Here is a 15,846-nt window from a genome sequence, read left to right as displayed (position 1 = left end):
CAGGGCCTCGGCGAGCGAGCGCTTGTCGCCGAAGAACTGGTAGACCGAGCCGATGGCGACGTCGGCGCGCTGGGCGATGGCCGTGGTCGAGAGCCGGTCGTAGCCGACCTCCTCGATCAGGTCGGCGGCCGCGTCGAGCATCCGGCGCACGCGCGCGGCCGAGCGCTCCTGGACGGGCAGGCGCCGCAGCGAGTGCGACGCGCCGAACTTGGACACCGGCGACATCGTGGGCTGCCTCGCGGCGGGCACGGTTGCAGTGCTCATGGTGTTGTCTCCCCCCTGGTGATGACAAGTATCCCCATCATGGACGACTTGCCCGGATTTGAGGCTCATTCCCGGTCGTGTCGCGAGAGAAATTCCGGCTTCACCTGACCGGGGGTCGCGAAACGGGCACGCACCGCAGCCGCGCCCGGAGCGCCGCGTCGCGAAACGGCTTGACGGATTGCCAAGTTGGTCACTCTCGCGCGTGCGGCGGTTGTGCGTTAACGGCGCGGCACGGAAAGATTGCGAGGGTTTTGCGCGTTGCTTCAGGGGACCTACGGCAACCGCGGGAGAGGACACCACAGTGAGCACACGGCGCACCCCGGCCTACCGGGCCCGATGCCGCAAGCAGGCCGTCAAGCGGGTCGCGATGGTCTCGGTCCACACCTCCCCCCTCGCCCAGCCGGGCACCGGCGACGCCGGCGGCATGAACGTCTACGTCCTCAACACCGCCCGCGAACTCGCGCGCTCCGGCGTCGAGGTCGAGATCTTCACCCGCGCCACCAGCTCCGAGGAGCCCCCCACCGCCGAGGCCGCCCCCGGCGTCCTCGTCCACCACCTCCCCGCCGGGCCCTTCGAAGGCCTCTCCAAGAACGACCTGCCGACCCAGCTGTGCGCCTTCACCGGCGGCCTCCTGCGCGCCGAGGCCCACAACCGGCCCGGCCACTACGACCTCATCCACGCCCACTACTGGCTCTCCGGCCAGGCCGCGTGGGTCGCCTCCGAACGCTGGGGCGTCCCGCTCGTCCAGACCTTCCACACCCTCGCGAAGGTCAAGAACGCCCGCCTCGCCGACGGCGACTCCCCCGAGCCGATCGGCCGCGTCGTCGGCGAGGAGCAGATCACCACCGAGGCCGACCTCCTCATCGCCAACACCGCCGCCGAGGCCGACGAGCTGCGCGAGTTCTACAACGCCGACACCCGCCGCGTCGAGGTCATCCACCCCGGCGTCGACCTCGGCGTCTTCCGTCCCGGCGACCGCCGCACCGCCCGCGAGTCCCTCGGCCTGCCCGCCGACGCCCTCATCGTCGCCTTCGTCGGCCGCATCCAGCCCGCCAAGGCCCCCGACGTGCTCCTGCGCGGCCTCGCCCGCCTCCGCGTCCAGCACCCCGCGCTGGCCGAGCGCATCGTGCCCGTCTTCGTCGGCGGCCCTTCGAACACCGACCTGTACTGGCTGCCGCGCCTCGCCGCCGACCTCGGCCTGGGCGACCGCGTCCAATGGCGGACCCCGCGCTCGGGCGAGGCCCTCGCGCAGGTCTACCGCGCCGCCGACGCCGTGGCCGTCCCCAGCTACAACGAGTCCTTCGGCCTCGTGGCGCTCGAAGCCCAGGCCACCGGCACGCCCGTGATCGCCGCGAAGGTCGGCGGCCTGCCCACCGCCGTCGCCGACGGCCGATCGGGCCTGCTCGTCGACTCCCACTCCGCCGACGACTGGGCCACCGCGCTCGGCCGCCTCATGGGCGAGCCGGACCTGCGCGAGCGCCTCGCCGCCGGCGCCCGCACCCACGCCGCCCTGTTCTCCTGGCAGGCCACCGCCGAAGGACTCGGCAACGCCTACCGGCGCGCGCTCCTCATGCGCTCCCAGGCCATTACGCTGAAACGGTGATCGAGCAACTCACCGCGGCCCTGGACGAGACCGGCGCCGACTACCGCGCCGACGGCCCCCGGTCGGTCGTCGTCACCCTCCCCGGTAGCCGCAAGCTCGCCATCGCCTGCGGCCTCGTCGTCGAGGACCACGCGCTGCGCGTCGAGTGCTTCGTCGCCCGCAGGCCCGAAGAGCGGCACGAAGCGGTCTGGGCGGAACTGCTGCGCCGCAACGGCAAGCTCTACGCCGTCGCGTTCGCCGTCGACGAGGCCGAGGACATCCACCTCGTCGGGCGCCTGCCGCACACCGCGATCTGCGCCGACGAACTCGACCGCGTCCTCGGCCAGGTCCTGGAAGCGGCCGACGACGCCTTCAACGCCATCCTCGAACTCGGCTTCCGCACCTCCATAGAGGACGAATGGCGCTGGCGACTCGCCCGCGGCGAGTCCACCCGGAACCTCGACGCCTTCGAGCACCTGCGCCCCACAGACTTAGAGATGGCCGTCGGCGAGGATGCGCTGGGCTCTGGCCGTCATCTCCTCGGTGCGCTCGTTGAAGTCGTAGAAGGCCGTCTCGTGGCCCGAGACGTAGGCGATGAGGTACTCCCAGTACACCTCGTCCTGCACCGCTTCGAGCCTGGACTCGGCGTGACAGGCGGCGTCGTCCTCGGCGGTGGCGAGCACCTCGGCGGCCAGTTCGGCCTCGGCGTCCTCCAAAGTGGTGGTCTGCTGGATCTGCCACGCGGCCTTGAGGTCACCGGCGAGACCCGAGAGCGAACTGCGCAGGTGGATAGGCGACTCGAAGTCGTAGCCGCGAGCGTCCATGCATGCGGCCCAGTCGAACAGGGCCTCCTGGACGCGCCGGTCGCTCGCCCAGTCGGTGCCGCCGCGGGCCCCCGCGAGCCCGGCGTGGTTGAGGTAGTCGGTGTACGCGCCGCCGGAGACCGCGTCCTCGGCCTCGCGCATGCAGCCGCCCCCGGCGCGCTCGGCCGGGCCGAGGTCCGGCAGCTGCACCGCCTCGGGCTCCATGTCGGACGAACCGTAGAGGGCGGTGAAGTAGGCGTCCCGGTCCTCCTGCGACTGCGAGTTGAACGGGTTCGGCTCGGTGTAGGCGCCCTCGTCGTTCTCGTCGACGACCACGAGGGTGATCGAGGGGTTGTCGACGCGGACGCCGTAGATCTCCGGCGGCGGCAGCGACAGGTCCGGGGCGGTGTACACCTCCTCGCCGAGCATGTACTCCAATGTGGGCGCCTCGGGGAACTCGAGTCCTCTGGGGTGCACCGTGAAGCCCAGGTCCTCCAGGCACAGTCGCGAGACGCGTTCCAGCGCGAGCTCGACCTGGTCGGCCGCGGTCATGTTCGCCAGCAGCACCGCCTCGGCGGCGGCCCGGTCGATCGGGTCGGGCGGCTCGGTGCAGCCGGTCAGCGCGGCCGCGGCGAGGACCGCGGCCAGGGGGACCCGGCCCGCGCGGCGGCGGGCCGGGCGCGCGGGCTCAGGCATAGGTCCACTCGACGTGGCAGCTCGAACCGCAGCCCGAATGCCATGACTTGTAGGTGCCGACGCGGTAGAGGCGCAGCTGTTCGGGGACCTCGTACCTCGCCTGGCCGTCCGACTGCCACTTCCCGGTCGATCCGGCGCCGGAGGAGCCGGAGTAGTAGACGTTGAGCCAGGCCCAGTGCGAGGTGCAGGTGCTGTTGTTGGCGACGCGGCGCTCGGTGTAGCCGTAGTCGTCGCCCGCCCTGGTGCTCCTGCCCTCCCAGTAGTCGTGGCAGTCCATCGTGTACCAGATGTCCTCCGCCTGCGCGGCCGAGGGGATCGCGATGTTGAAGCCGAGGACGAGCGCGCCGACGGCGGCGGCCGCGGCGAGGGCGCGGAGGGTCCGGGTTAGGGTGGTCCGAATACCACGTGTCATCGAAACTCCTTTCTGACATGCGGTTTCCGGTGCGCGGCCGTGTCGGTTGGCGCCTGCGGCCGCGCACCATGTGACACCCGACGGTAGCGATGTCGGCACTTGTCCACAAGGACCGAATCACGATCTGGCACATAGTCCCATTCTTTGGAACTGGTTGCACGCCAGTCGCTCGGGCCTCACCCGCACGGGGTCGTCGGAGCCCTTCGGGCGCCCGCTACCACTCGCCGTCGACCACGGCCTTGTACTCGTCCCTGAGCCGGTCGGTGCCGTAGCACAGGTCGAGGCGCACGACGCGCTTCGCCGCGTCGGCCCCGACCTCCTCGGCGTAGGTGCGGTAGGTCCACTCGTAGGGGCCCTCGCCGCCGGGTTCGGCGTCGTGCCACAGCCAGGTCTCCTCGCCCGCACCGGCTTCGGTGAGCACCGTGGCGAGCCGCACCGACGCGGCGTGGTTGCGCGCGGACCGCGGGTCGCCCGGCGGGAGCTCGTACCGGACCAGGTTGGCGTGCAGGAGGGTCCGGGCCCGTTCTGTCGCGCCGGCGCCGAGGCAGTGCAGCAGGTGCCCGAGGAGCCTGGTGTCGTCCATGCCTCCCGCATCCCATGTGGACTCGTGCGCGCGGTCGGCCTCGTCCCGCCGCCCGGTCCGCAGGTAGGAGGCCAGGAGGTCGTCGGCGCGGACGCCGCCGGTCCCGATCCTCGGGGCGAGGAGTTCGATCGCGGCCTCGTGGCGGCCGAGTTCGGCGAAGGCGCGCCCGGCGGCGACGGGCACGGCCTCGGTGGCCCAGGGCGCGCGGGCGGCCCTCGTCCACAGCTCGGTCACGGTCTCGGCGCGGTTCGCGTTGGCCTCCAACCGGATGCGGAGCGCGTACGCCTGGAGCGGGTCGGCGCCGGGCAGGCGCGCGCTCGCCTCCAGGAGGGCGCGGACGCGGGCGACCGGGACGAACGCGCCGAGTTCGTCGACCAGGCGGGCGTTCGCCCGGTCGAGGACGGGCCCGCAGGCCTCGCGCCGGTCGCGGTCGAGTCGCGGGGCCTGCGCGGCGAGGCCTTCGGCGACGGCGGCGAGCTGGGTGGCGACGGAGGCCGACCAGGTCCGGGCGGTCAGCGTCGTCGCGAGGGCGAGCCGCGCGTCGAAGGCGGTCGCGGTGAAGCCCGCGGCTTCGGCGGCGTTGAGGTGGCGCCAGAGCGCGTGCCCGCGGTCTGCGGGGTCCTCCAATGCGGTCGCGGCGGCGAGGGCCGCGGCGGGGTCGCCGTCGATGACGGGCGGCGCGGGCGGGTCGCGGTGCCAGCGGTCGCGGGGCGCCTCGACGGGCGTCGAGGGCGGCGCGTGGAGGATCGCGTGGACGAGGTCGATGTGGCACCGGGTGTCGTGGGACTCGTCCATCTCCACGGCGTAGGTCTGCGCGCGGTCGAGCAGCCGGTGGAAGAAGTGGTCGTAGATCCACTCCTCGCCGCCGCCGCACTTCTCAAGCGGCCCGTGCGCGCTCGCGTCCTCGGGCAGCTCCCAGGACTCGGCGCCGCGGCCCTGCTCGATGGCGCGGCGGATGAGGACGGCGGCGGCTGCCTTGAGCCGGGTGGCCTCCAGGCCGACGTAGTTGGAGCACAGGTAGTGGATGTGGCCGTGCATGAGCGCGAGGCCGCGTTCGATCGCGCCGGTCGCGGCGCAGTACATGAGGTGCACGGGCAGGAAGCCGAGCCTGATGGTGTCGCGGTCGGTGCCGGCCTCGTGGGCGGCGCGGGCCTCCGCGGTGCGGCCGAGGGCGAGGTAGCTCATGGCGAGCTGGCCGTGGGCCTCGCTCGGGTGGGCCCAGTCGAGGGAGAAGTCGTCGATGCCCTCGCCGAGCGCGTAGGTGCGCAGGACGCGGACGGCGTCCTCGTGGCGGCCCACCGTCGCCCACATGAGACCGAGGCTCACCGCCTCGTGGCTGCGGTCGATGTCGTAGGACGCGGCCGAGCGCAGCAGCCGCTCGCACCGTTCGGCCGCTTCGAGGTCGCCCGCGCGCATCTCCAGCTTCATCGTCAGGCGGTGCAGCTCATGCGTCCACTGGGGAGGGCAGTGGTCGGCCATGTCGGTGAGGAGCGCGCGGGCCTGGGCGGCCGGCACCAGCGTGGGGTCGTCTTCGAGGAATTTGAGCGCGACCCAGAAGAAGGACTTCCACAGTCGCGTGTACTGGGCGTCGTCGAAGCGCTCGCGGTGCGCCTTGTGGAGGGACACGCAGCGGGCGAACTGGGCGATGTAGCGCTGGTTGGTGTCGCGGTGGCCGGGTTCGGGGGATCCCTTGAGCGCCTCCACGAGCGAGAGGTTCGCCTCGATGGACGCGTCGGTGAGCCCCTCGGCCTCGGCCCGCCTGGTGAGCTCGCGCAGCCGCTCGACCTTCGCGAGGCTGTCGGGCAGTCCCTTGGCGGCCTTGATCTGCGCGTCGAGCTCGGCGGGGTCGCGGCTCATGTGATCGACCGCTCCAGCAGCCCGAGGAACGAGCGGTTGAGCGTCGCGGTGGCCTCGGAGGAGAGCGGGTGGCCGCCGACGAGGAGCGAGTGCGCGTAGAGCGCCTCGACGGCGAGCACGACCAGGGACGGGTCGTCGAGCGTCGCCATGCGCTTGACGAGCGGGTTGCGGTGGTTGAAGACCAGTTGCGGCCGTGAGGGTTCCTGCGGCTGCTCGAACATCGAGAGCATGGCGGCCCAGGCGCCCTCGGAGCGCTCGGCGGTTGCCGTCAGGTCGAGCGCGACGCGGTGGTCCTCGCTCTCCAGGTACAGCACCGAGAGCCCGGCCGGTTCGAAGCCGCGCAGCACCGGCTCGCACCCGTGCGGTTCCAGTGCGGCGCGGGCCATGTCGAGGAAGCCGCGGGCGGCGGCCGCGACGTCGGCATCGACTTCTTCGAAGCGGGTGACGAGGTCGTTCATGTCGAGCCGCTCGACGCCGACGTCGGGGTCCATGCGCGGCAGGCGGGAGATGATCTCGACCGCGTGCACGTACCCGCCGTTGACGAGCCCGATCCCCTGCGCCGCGGTCACCTTCGCGAGCTGGCGGTACTCGTCTACAGAGGACGTGTATCGGACTACCTGGTGGCGGCGGCGGAACTCGTCGAGGGTCATGCGGCCCATGTTGGTCTCGAAGGTGATGTGCCGGTCGACCAGCCGCAGCGCGTCGTCGTCGTGAAGGGCCAGGGCCATCACCCCGGAGCGGTGCACGCGCAGCAGCGCGGCGAGCCGCGCCGGGTCGACGGCCGCGAGCGTCATGAGCCACTGGCGGATCTGCGCGCCGAGGGCCTCGCGGGTCGCGGCCAGCAGGTCGTCGTCGAAGAACTTCTCGCGGCTCGCGGTGGGGCGCAGCTCGGTCGCGTTCACCACGCACCGCACGAAGAACCCCCACTCAGGCAGCAGGCCCTCCACGGCGTCGCCGATGAGCATCCGCTTGAGGTAGACGCGGTGCCGGGCCGCCTCGGCGGGGTTGGCCGGGTGGGCGCGCACGAACGCGACGCCGGTGAGCCCGGCCTCGGGCGCGGACAGTTCGAGCACGTCGAGCGGGTCCTCCTTGAGGATGCGCGCACCGTAGTCGACCAGGGCCCGGCGGCGGTCGGCCTCGCCGGGGTGCTCGGCCTCCCAGGGGAGCCCGCCGGTGTCGATCCGCTTCCCCGCGAACGTGATCGCGTGCGGCAGGAACTCACCGAACTCGCGGGCGAGCTCCTCGACCGTCCGCGGGTCGAGCCAGTGGTTGGACCCGGGGCGCGGGCGCAGCGTGACGGTGGTGCCCGGCTCGTCCCGGTCGGGCCCGGGGGTGAGCGTGTACTGGCCGTCGGCGTAGCCGCGCCAGGTGACGGCCTCGCCGGTCGCGGCGCTGCGGGTGTGCACCTCGATCTCGTCGGCGACCATGAAGCACGAGAGCAGGCCGATCCCGAACTGCCCGATGAGGTCGTGGCGCGAGAAGCCGAGCACGTCGCGCTTGGAGGACTGCCCGATCGTCGCCAGGAACTCGTGCACCTGCGCCTCGGTGAGGCCCACCCCGTTGTCGCGGCAGTGCAGCAGGCCGTCATCGTCCACGTCGATGGCGATGGCGCCCTTGGCGTCCGGCTCATCGGCACGGCGGGCGGCGATCGCGTCCACGGCGTTCTGGAGCAGCTCCCGCAGGTACACGCGCGGGCTGCTGTAGAGGTGGTGGCTGAGGAGGTCGACCATGCCACCGAGGTTCACCTGGAAGGAGTGCCGCATGGACACCGATGGTATTCGGCCCCACCCACCCGCGGGGGACGGGCGAGCGGGGCCCGCTCACGCCTCGATGAGCTCCTGCGCGGTCGTCAGCGCCTCCCGCAGCGACTCCTGGTAGGCGAACAGGTCGGTCTCGATCGACCGGTACGCCTCCAGATCGGCCTCGTCGTGCGCCGCCATGACCGCCTCGCGGTACCCCGCCTCGTCGGCGCAGGCCGCGAAGGCCACGGCCATCTCGATCTCGTACGCCTTCTTGCCCTCGAAGTCGTCGGGCAGGTCCTCGGGCGGCTCGGGCATCGACTCCTGGTCGTAGGGCTCGCCGTCGATCGAGATGCTCTCGCCGGTGTAGACGAGGTCGAAGTACGGGGTCACCGGCAGACCACCGCCCTCCACCAGCGTCCACTCGCCGAAGCCCGCGTCGGCCACGCAGGTGAGGAACGCGTCGGTCTCCGCGGCGACCGCGGCGTCGATCCCGGCCAGGTCGGTCGGCGGCGGCATCGGGGCCTCGGGGCGGTACTCCCACGTGAAGAACGACATGCCCTCCTCGACGCCCGGCTCCATCTCCTCCTCCACGAGTTCCGGTTCGCCGTAGAGGGATTCGATCATCGACAGCTCGCAGCCGCCGGGCTTGGGCTCGGTGAACTCGTCCTCGAACTCGATGTCCCCGCTCTCGTCCTCCTGCGCCGCCTCCGCCTGGCGCGCGGACACCTCGGACTCGGTCGCGTCGGGGTTGCGCAGATGCCAGGCCAAGTCCTGGGCCGCCATCTTCTCCTCGCCCATGTACGCCTCGTACCAGTCGATCCGCTCATCGACGCCGAGCGCCTCGAACGCCGAGTTGTCCGGCGCCGGCACCTCTTCGTACGAGACCTGGTCGGGGTACAGCAGCGCGTTGTACTCCTCCCTGGCCTCGAACTCATCCTCGCCGGTGTTCCACAGCCACACGCCGAAGCCCCATTCGGGCGCCATCTCGGACGTCGGCAGCCAGTACTGGAAGTCGTAGGAGTCCTCTTGCAGCCCGTACATCGGGTCCACGCCCGTCGCGTAGTCGCGGTGCAGCGCCTCCTCGTCGTGGACGGTGAAGCCCTGGTCCTCCAGGCACACCCGGATCACCGTCGACTCGGTCTCCCACAGCTCGCCGAACAGCCGCTCGTTCTCATTGAGCAGGTCCACGAGGTCGACCTTCTCGGCCTCTTGGGCCGCCGATCCGCCCGAGCCCTCGTCGGTGCAGGCGCCGACCGCGGCCAGCACCGCCAGCGCGGCGGTCGTCCCCAGTGCGGTCGTCCAGCGTCGCATGTGCGGTTCCCCTCTCGGTGCGGCTTCCCCCGCATTCCAGACGCCGCGGGCGCGCGGTGGGTTGCTCGGCCTGCCGTTTCGGTGCTGCGGCAAGGGGTCCGGGGCGGGCCTTGCGGCGATATCATCCTTTCGTGAACCCCTCCTCCTTCCTGCTGAGCGTCGATCTGGGCACCTCGCACGCGGTGGCGGTGCTGCGGTGGCCCGACGGGCGGACCCGGCCGCTGCTGTTCGACGGGCAGCCGGTGCTGCCGGTGGGGGTGTACTGCGACGAGGCGGGCGAGCTTCATGTGGGGCGGGACGCGGCGCGGTTGTCGGCGGTGTCGCCGGAGCGGTTCGAGCCGTATCCGAAGCGGCGGGTGGGGCAGGGGTCGGTGCTGCTGGCGGATCGCGAGGTGGCGGTGGCGGCGATGTTCGCGGCGGCGCTGCGGCGGATCGCGGTGGTGTGCGCGCAGGCGACGGGGACGCTGCCGGAGACGGTGCTGACGTGCCCGTCGTCGTGGAGTTCGGCGCGGCGCAAGGTCCTGGCGGGGGCGGCGGCGCTGGCGGGGTTCGGGCCGGTGCGGCTGGTGACGGAGCCGGTGGCGGCGGCGTACTACTACCGGTCGGTGCTGGGGCGGTCGGTGGCGGCGGGCGGGGCGCTGGCGGTGGTGGACTTCGGTGCGGGCACTGTGGATGTGGCGGTGGTGGCGTCGGAGGGCGGTGGGCCGTCGATCGTGGCGGAGGGCGGGGTCGAGGATTTCGGGGGCGTGGATCTCGATGCGGCCGTGGTGGATCACTTGCGGGCGGCGACGCTGGGGGACCATGCGGGGGCGTGGGGGGCGCTGGACGATCCGCGGTCGGGTTCGCAGTTGCGGGGCCGGTTGCAGTTGTGGGCGGACGTGCGGGAGACGAAGGAGATGCTGTCGCGGTTCACGGTGGCGCCGGTGAGCGTGCCGGGGATCGAGGCGGGTCTGCATCTGACGCGGCCGGAGTTGGACGCGGTGGCGCGTCCGCTGCTGGAGCGGGTGGTGGCGGAGGTCGTGCGGGTGCGGGACGCCGCGGCTGCGGCGGGGCATCCGGTGGGCGCGGTGTTCCTGGTGGGCGGTGCTTCGCGGATGCCGTTGGCGGCGACCATGATCCATGATGCGTTGGGTGTGGCGCCGGTGGTGGTCGAGCAGCCGGAGTTGGCGGTCGCGGAGGGCGCGGCGGTGGACTGGGTGGAGGCCGCAGCGGAAGCGCCGGTCGCGTACTCCCCTGTACCGGTGGAGGAGTCGACGCCGCCGACGATCGCGCTCGGCGAGGCGCCGGCCGAGCCGGCGCGGAAGGTCCGGCCGTGGACCGTGGCGGTCGCGGCGTCGGCCTTGATCGTCCTGGCCGCCGCGCTGCTCGTGGTGCGCGAGTGGCTGCCCGGCGGCGGGGGCGCCGCCGAGGAGGCGTTTGTCACCGCCGTGACGGGCACGGCCGAGCAGGCCTGCCCCGAAGGTCAGTCCACACTGGATGCACCGGGCGTCCTGGCGGGCCCGCATTTCACGCTGGCGCCCTCGTGCCTGGCGGTCCTGGAGCCCGACGCGGTCGACACGGTCGCGGGCCTGCTCGGCGAGGCCCCGGACCTCGACGCCGGGGAGCGGCTCGCGCTCGTCCACTTCCCCGCCGAGGGCGCCGTCCCGGCACTGCCCGACGGGAGCGCCTACGCGGTCGCGACGGTGGTGTCCCTCGGCGAGGCGGTCTGGGAGGTCGCGGGCGTCCCCGAGGCCGACACCGTGTACGCGGCGGTGGTCGCCGAGGACGTGGCGCTGACCGTGGCCGTGACCGACGCCGACCGCACCCAGACCCTCGATCTCGCCACGGGCGAGGTCGCCGATCCGGTCGGGGCGTACTACCACGGGGAGTTCGGCGAGCGCGAGTTCACGTTCGAGTCGCACCTGTCGATGGAGTCCCCGGGCGGCGACTGGGTCATCGAGGGCGCCGAGTTCGACGCCGGCTTCACCGTGACCAGGGCCGTGTTCGACGAGGCGGGCGGCTGGCTGTGCGAGCCGGACCAGGCCCTCGTGACGGCCGTGTTCACCATCCAGGTCGACTCCTCGGCGTATGAACAGGACTGGCCCTTCGACGCCGCCCAGCAGGTGCGGGTCGTGGCCGCGGGCGAGACGCTCATCCCCCGCACCGTCGACCACGAGGACGAGCAGCGCGACTCGGGCGCCGAGGGCGAGCAGGGCACCTGGCGCACCTTCACCGTCGAGTTCGCCGTCCCCGCCGACGCGGTCGACCTCCAGTTCGAGGTCGACCCGCACGACCGCGCCTACGACGAGACCATCGACACCTGGCTCTACACCGTCAGCGGCGGCGAGACCAAGCACTACACGGTGACCTTCGGACCCTGACCCGGCCCGCCAGCGCCGCGGCCTGGGCCGTTTCCTCCTCGACGACGCCGAGGCCCTGCTCTTCGCCGCCCACCCGGCCATCCGCCTCGAAACCTTCGCCGCCAACACCGCCGCCCGCGCCTTCTACGAGGCCCGCGGTTGGCGCCCCGGCGCCCCGCTCGAAGGCGAGCCCGCCCGCCTCGCCTACGTCAAGCACGCCGACTGACCCGCGAGCGGCGAGCCGCCGTTCCGTCCGCTCCCTCCCGGCCGCACAGGGCGCTCCGGCCCCATGTGAGAGGCGACGTCCGCCACACCGCGGCGGCGACCGGGGGGCGTCCCAGTGGTCGGGCAGGCAGGATAAGGGGCATGACCTACACTCTCGTGCTGCTTCGCCACGGCGAAAGCGAATGGAATGCCAAGAACCTGTTCACCGGGTGGGTCGACGTGAAGCTGTCGGCGTCCGGCGAGGACGAGGCGCGCCGCGGCGGGCGGCTGCTCGCCGAGGCCGGGCTGCTCCCCGACGTCGTGCACACCTCGCTGCTGCGCCGGGCGATCAACACCTCCGAGCTGGCGCTGGCCGAGGCCGGGCGCTCGTGGATCCCCGTGAAGCGCTCGTGGCGCCTCAACGAGCGCCACTACGGCGCGCTCCAGGGCAAGGACAAGGCCGCGACGCTCGCCGAGTTCGGCGAGGAGCAGTTCATGACCTGGCGCCGCTCGTACGACGTGCCGCCGCCCGCGATCGCGGCGGGCTCGGAGTTCGCCCAGGACGGCGACCCCCGCTACGCGGGCCTGGCCCCCGAGGTCCTGCCGGCCACCGAGTGCCTCAAGGACGTGCTCGAACGGATGCTCCCCTACTGGTACGACGGGGTCGTCCCGGACCTGAAGGCCGGTAAGACGGTGCTCGTGGCCGCGCACGGGAACTCGCTGCGCGCCCTGGTCAAGCACCTCGACGGGGTCGACGACGACACCATCGTGGGCCTGAACATCCCCACCGGGATGCCGCTGCGCTACGAGCTGGACGAGACCACGCTCAAGCCCGTGGTCGCCGGCGGCGAGTACCTCGACCCCGAGGCGGCCGCCGAGGCCGCGGCCGCCGTCGCGGCGCAGGGGAAGAAATAGGCGCGAACGCCCGCTTCGCGTAACGCGCAGTGACGACGTTTACGGCCCGGCGTTCGACGCCGGGCCGTTCCGCGCTTAGGCTGGGATCGTGGCCCAGAACCAATCGCAGCCCAGGCGCCTGCGCACCGGCGTCGGACGCGTCCTCACCGGGATCGCCGCGGGAGCCGCCCTCGGCGCCGCCGCCTCCGCCCTCATGCGCGTCAAGCACCGCGGCGCCCCCGAGACCCGCAACGCCCCCGTCGCCGACTCCCGCCCGTGGGAGGCCGCGACCGATCTGCTGCGCACCGGCGTGTGCCTCGTGGACGACCACAACCGCGTCCTCTACGCCAACCGGGTCGCCCGCGACCTGGGGCTCGTCGACGACCACGAGATCGTCTCGCTGACGCTGCGGGCGCTGCTGGCCCAGGCCCGCCGCTCGGGCCGGTACCGGGACGCCGAGGTCGAGGTGCCCGGCCGCGTCATGGGCGAGCCGAGCGCGGTGAGCGTGCGGATCACGCCGCTGCCCGACGGCGTCTCCGTCGCCGAGTTCCAGGACATCTCCGAGCTGCACCGCCTCGAGCGGGTGCGCCGCGACTTCGTGGCGAACATCAGCCACGAGCTGAAGACGCCCGTCGGCGCCATGCAGATCCTCGCCGAGGCGCTCAAGGACGCCTCGGAGGACCCCGACGCGTCCGCGCGGTTCGCCACCCGCATCCAATCCGAGTCCAAGCGCATGAACCACCTGGTCACAGACCTGCTGGAGCTGTCGCGGCTCCAGGGTGCGGAGAAACTGCCCGACCCCGAGCCGGTGGAGGTCGACCGGATCGTCGCCGAGGCCTTCGACCAGACGCGCATCGCCGCCGAGGAGAAGGGCATCGAGCTCAAGCACTCGGGCGTCGCCGGCACCGAGGTGCTCGGGTCGGAGCCGCAGCTGGTGACGGCCGTGAAGAACCTCGTGGGGAACGCCATCTCGTACTCGCCGGAGCAGACGGTCGTGGAGGTCTCCACGTCGGTGCGCTCGCCCAACGGGCACCTGGCGGGGGCGCGGATGGTGTGCATCGCCGTCCGCGACGAGGGCATCGGCATCCCCGCCGAGGAGCTCGACCGGATCTTCGAGCGGTTCTACCGCGTGGACTCGGCGCGTTCGCGCGCGACCGGGGGCACCGGGCTGGGCCTGGCCATCGTCAAGCACGTCGCGGTCAATCACGGCGGGCGCGTCGAAGTGTCCAGTATGCCCGAAGCCGGATCAGTGTTTACCTTGATGTTGCCTGCTCGTTCCCTACTGTCCGACGACACGGCACCGGAATCGGGTGCAATCGGAACCGATCAGCAAGCCGCCCGTTGAGGAAGGTTCACCCGTGACCCGCGTGCTCGTAGTTGAAGACGAGGAATCGTTCTCCGATGCCCTCTCCTACATGCTCCGCAAGGAGGGCTTCGAGGTGGCGGTCGCCGCGGACGGCGACGCCGCCATCAAGGAGTACGAGCGCGCCGGCGCCGACGTGGTCCTGCTCGACCTCATGCTGCCGGAGAAGTCGGGCACCGAGGTCTGCCGCGAACTGCGCGCGAACTCGAACGTGCCGATCATCATGGTCACCGCCCGTGACTCCGAAGTGGACAAGGTGGTGGGCCTGGAGCTGGGCGCCGACGACTACATCACCAAGCCCTACTCCTCCAGGGAGCTCGTCGCCCGCATCCGCGCGGTGCTGCGGCGCTCGGCCGAGCCCGACGACCCGATCGTCACGGTCCTGGAGGCCGGCCCCGTCCGCATGGACGTCGACCGCCACACCGTCACCGTCGGCGGCCAGGACGTGCAGCTGCCGCTCAAGGAGTTCGAGCTGCTGGAGATGCTGCTGCGCAACGCCGGGCGCGTGCTCACCCGCGGCCAGCTCATCGACCGCGTCTGGGGCGCCAACTACGTCGGCGACACCAAGACCCTCGACGTGCACGTCAAGCGCCTGCGCTCCAAGATCGAACCCGAACCGGGCAAACCGCGCCACCTCGTCACCGTGCGCGGCCTCGGCTACAAGTTCGACCCGCACGCCTGAAGTAGGCGGCTTCACCTCGCGTTCACCTTCGGCCGCGCCCAATCCAATCGGAAATTTCCAGTACGGAATGCGCTTACCGCCGTCGGGCGCGCGTGCGGAGATAGGCTGCATCCGTGACCTACCTTCCCGCGGGCGACCGCTACGAGACCATGCCCTACCGCCGATCGGGACGCAGCGGGCTGCGCCTGCCGGCGATCTCCCTGGGCCTGTGGCACAACTTCGGCCACACCCGCCCCCTCGAGACGCAGCGGGCGATCCTGCGCCGCGCCTTCGACCTCGGCGTCACCCACTTCGACCTCGCCAACAACTACGGCCCGCCCGCCGGGAGCGCCGAGGAGAACTTCGGCCGCATCTTCGCCGAGGACCTGCGGGCCCACCGCGACGAGATCGTCGTCTCCTCCAAGGCCGGGTACTACATGTGGCCCGGCCCGTACGGCGAGTGGGGCTCGCGGAAGTACCTCGTCTCCTCCCTCGACCAGTCCCTCCAGCGCCTGGGCCTGGACTACGTCGACGTCTTCTACCACCACCGGCCCGACCCGGACACGCCCCTCGAAGAGACCATGGGCGCCCTCGACGCGATCGTGCGCTCGGGCAAGGCCCTCTACGTCGGCGTCTCCAACTACACCTCCGAGCAGGTGCGCGCCGCCGCCGCGATCCTGAAGGACCTCGGCACGCCGCTCCTCATCGACCAGCCGTCCTACTCGATCTTCAACCGCTGGACCGAGAACGACGGCCTCCTCGACACCCTCGACGAAGTCGGCGCCGGCTGCATCGTCTTCAGCCCCCTCGCCCAGGGCCTGCTCACCGACCGCTACCTCGGGGGCATCCCCGAGGACTCGCGCGTGCGCACCAGCGTCTTCCTCAACGAGGACGCGCTCGACGAGGAGAAGATGGGCCGCATCCGCGCCCTCAACGACCTCGCCGCCGCCCGCGGCCAGTCCCTCGCGCAGACCTCCCTCGCCTGGGCCCTGCGCGACCCCAGGATGACCAGCGTCATCATCGGCGCCAGCTCCGTCGCCCAACTGGAGGACAACGTCGGCGCCGTCGCAAACCTCGACTTCACCGCCGACGAACTCGAAGCGATCGACAAGATCGCCCCGGCGTAAACCGACGA

12 protein-coding genes and 2 pseudogenes are annotated in these 15,846 nt (G+C 72.0%); 8 read left to right on the top strand and 6 right to left on the bottom strand.

Annotated features, from left to right (window positions below; all coding sequences use genetic code 11):
• Positions 1-225 (bottom strand): helix-turn-helix domain-containing protein (locus E9998_RS13905; protein ID WP_136530334.1); only part of this gene is annotated, 225 nt, incomplete at its 3' end.
• Between the two features lie 406 nt (positions 226-631).
• Between E9998_RS13905 and mshA the strand changes: the two genes are divergently transcribed.
• Entirely contained in the window at positions 632-1,867 is a 1,236-nt protein-coding gene (gene mshA, locus E9998_RS13900) for a D-inositol-3-phosphate glycosyltransferase (RefSeq protein ID WP_136530333.1), read from the top strand.
• Positions 1,864-2,175: pseudogene (locus E9998_RS26330) on the top strand (YbjN domain-containing protein); the annotation flags it as partial. The gene mshA and the pseudogene E9998_RS26330, both read left to right, overlap by 4 nt.
• A 162-nt stretch (positions 2,176-2,337) precedes the next feature.
• Here E9998_RS26330 and E9998_RS26325 read toward each other — a convergent pair.
• The 5 genes from E9998_RS26325 to E9998_RS13880 all read right to left on the bottom strand — a co-directional run bounded on the left by E9998_RS26325 (position 2,338) and on the right by E9998_RS13880 (position 9,250).
• Positions 2,338-3,345: a hypothetical protein gene (locus E9998_RS26325; protein ID WP_240037614.1), complete on the bottom strand. Its 1,008-nt coding sequence runs from the start codon at positions 3,343-3,345 to the stop codon at positions 2,338-2,340.
• Positions 3,338-3,757, bottom strand: coding sequence for a hypothetical protein (locus tag E9998_RS26320; RefSeq protein ID WP_240037613.1), 420 nt, complete (start codon positions 3,755-3,757; stop codon positions 3,338-3,340). The genes E9998_RS26325 and E9998_RS26320 overlap by 8 nt, the downstream gene beginning before the upstream one ends.
• A 214-nt stretch (positions 3,758-3,971) precedes the next feature.
• Positions 3,972-6,197 carry a hypothetical protein gene (locus E9998_RS13890; protein WP_136530296.1) on the bottom strand — a complete coding sequence of 742 codons (2,226 nt, stop codon included), beginning with the start codon at positions 6,195-6,197 and terminating at the stop codon, positions 3,972-3,974.
• Positions 6,194-7,960: an HSP90 family protein gene (locus tag E9998_RS13885; protein WP_136530295.1), complete on the bottom strand. Its 1,767-nt coding sequence runs from the start codon at positions 7,958-7,960 to the stop codon at positions 6,194-6,196. The genes E9998_RS13890 and E9998_RS13885 overlap by 4 nt, the downstream gene beginning before the upstream one ends.
• 57 nt (positions 7,961-8,017) lie before the next feature.
• On the bottom strand, positions 8,018-9,250 hold the full coding sequence (locus tag E9998_RS13880; RefSeq protein ID WP_136530294.1) for a hypothetical protein: 1,233 nt from the start codon (positions 9,248-9,250) through the stop codon (positions 8,018-8,020).
• Positions 9,251-9,381: 131 nt separating this feature from the next.
• Between E9998_RS13880 and E9998_RS13875 the strand changes: the two genes are divergently transcribed.
• The 6 genes and pseudogenes from E9998_RS13875 (at position 9,382) to mgrA (ending at position 15,838) form a co-directional block, all read left to right on the top strand.
• Positions 9,382-11,610: an Hsp70 family protein gene (locus E9998_RS13875; RefSeq protein ID WP_136530293.1), complete on the top strand. Its 2,229-nt coding sequence runs from the start codon at positions 9,382-9,384 to the stop codon at positions 11,608-11,610.
• A 10-nt stretch (positions 11,611-11,620) separates the two neighbouring features.
• A pseudogene (locus E9998_RS27085) lies at positions 11,621-11,815 on the top strand (GNAT family N-acetyltransferase); the annotation flags it as partial.
• A 140-nt stretch (positions 11,816-11,955) separates the two neighbouring features.
• Positions 11,956-12,708 (top strand): phosphoglyceromutase, encoded by a 753-nt coding sequence (locus tag E9998_RS13865; protein ID WP_136530292.1) that lies wholly within the window; start codon positions 11,956-11,958, stop codon positions 12,706-12,708.
• An 88-nt stretch (positions 12,709-12,796) separates the two neighbouring features.
• Positions 12,797-14,032 carry a sensor histidine kinase gene (locus E9998_RS13860; protein ID WP_136530291.1) on the top strand — a complete coding sequence of 412 codons (1,236 nt, stop codon included), beginning with the start codon at positions 12,797-12,799 and terminating at the stop codon, positions 14,030-14,032.
• Positions 14,033-14,045: 13 nt separating this feature from the next.
• Positions 14,046-14,732, top strand: coding sequence for a response regulator transcription factor (locus E9998_RS13855; RefSeq protein ID WP_030162216.1), 687 nt, complete (start codon positions 14,046-14,048; stop codon positions 14,730-14,732).
• Positions 14,733-14,845: 113 nt separating this feature from the next.
• Positions 14,846-15,838 carry an L-glyceraldehyde 3-phosphate reductase gene (mgrA, locus tag E9998_RS13850; protein WP_136530290.1) on the top strand — a complete coding sequence of 331 codons (993 nt, stop codon included), beginning with the start codon at positions 14,846-14,848 and terminating at the stop codon, positions 15,836-15,838.
• The last annotated feature ends 8 nt before the right edge of the window (positions 15,839-15,846 follow it).

The sequence above is a fragment of the Glycomyces paridis genome, from assembly GCF_004912155.1.
Lineage (GTDB): Bacteria > Actinomycetota > Actinomycetes > Mycobacteriales > Micromonosporaceae > Glycomyces > Glycomyces paridis.
This window is presented reverse-complemented; position numbering and strand designations above follow the sequence as displayed.

What these genes read in the sequence shown, in the direction of transcription:
- E9998_RS13885 (WP_136530295.1), bottom strand. Translation starts at nt 7,960, where the DNA reads ATGCGGCACTCCTTCCAGGTGAACCTCGGTGGCATGGTCGACCTCCTC.
- E9998_RS13890 (WP_136530296.1), bottom strand. Translation starts at nt 6,197, where the DNA reads ATGAGCCGCGACCCCGCCGAGCTCGACGCGCAGATCAAGGCCGCCAAG.
- E9998_RS13880 (WP_136530294.1), bottom strand. Translation starts at nt 9,250, where the DNA reads ATGCGACGCTGGACGACCGCACTGGGGACGACCGCCGCGCTGGCGGTG.
- E9998_RS26320 (WP_240037613.1), bottom strand. Translation starts at nt 3,757, where the DNA reads ATGACACGTGGTATTCGGACCACCCTAACCCGGACCCTCCGCGCCCTC.
- E9998_RS26325 (WP_240037614.1), bottom strand. Translation starts at nt 3,345, where the DNA reads ATGCCTGAGCCCGCGCGCCCGGCCCGCCGCCGCGCGGGCCGGGTCCCC.
- mshA (WP_136530333.1), top strand. Translation starts at nt 632, where the DNA reads ATGGTCTCGGTCCACACCTCCCCCCTCGCCCAGCCGGGCACCGGCGAC.
- E9998_RS13865 (WP_136530292.1), top strand. Translation starts at nt 11,956, where the DNA reads ATGACCTACACTCTCGTGCTGCTTCGCCACGGCGAAAGCGAATGGAAT.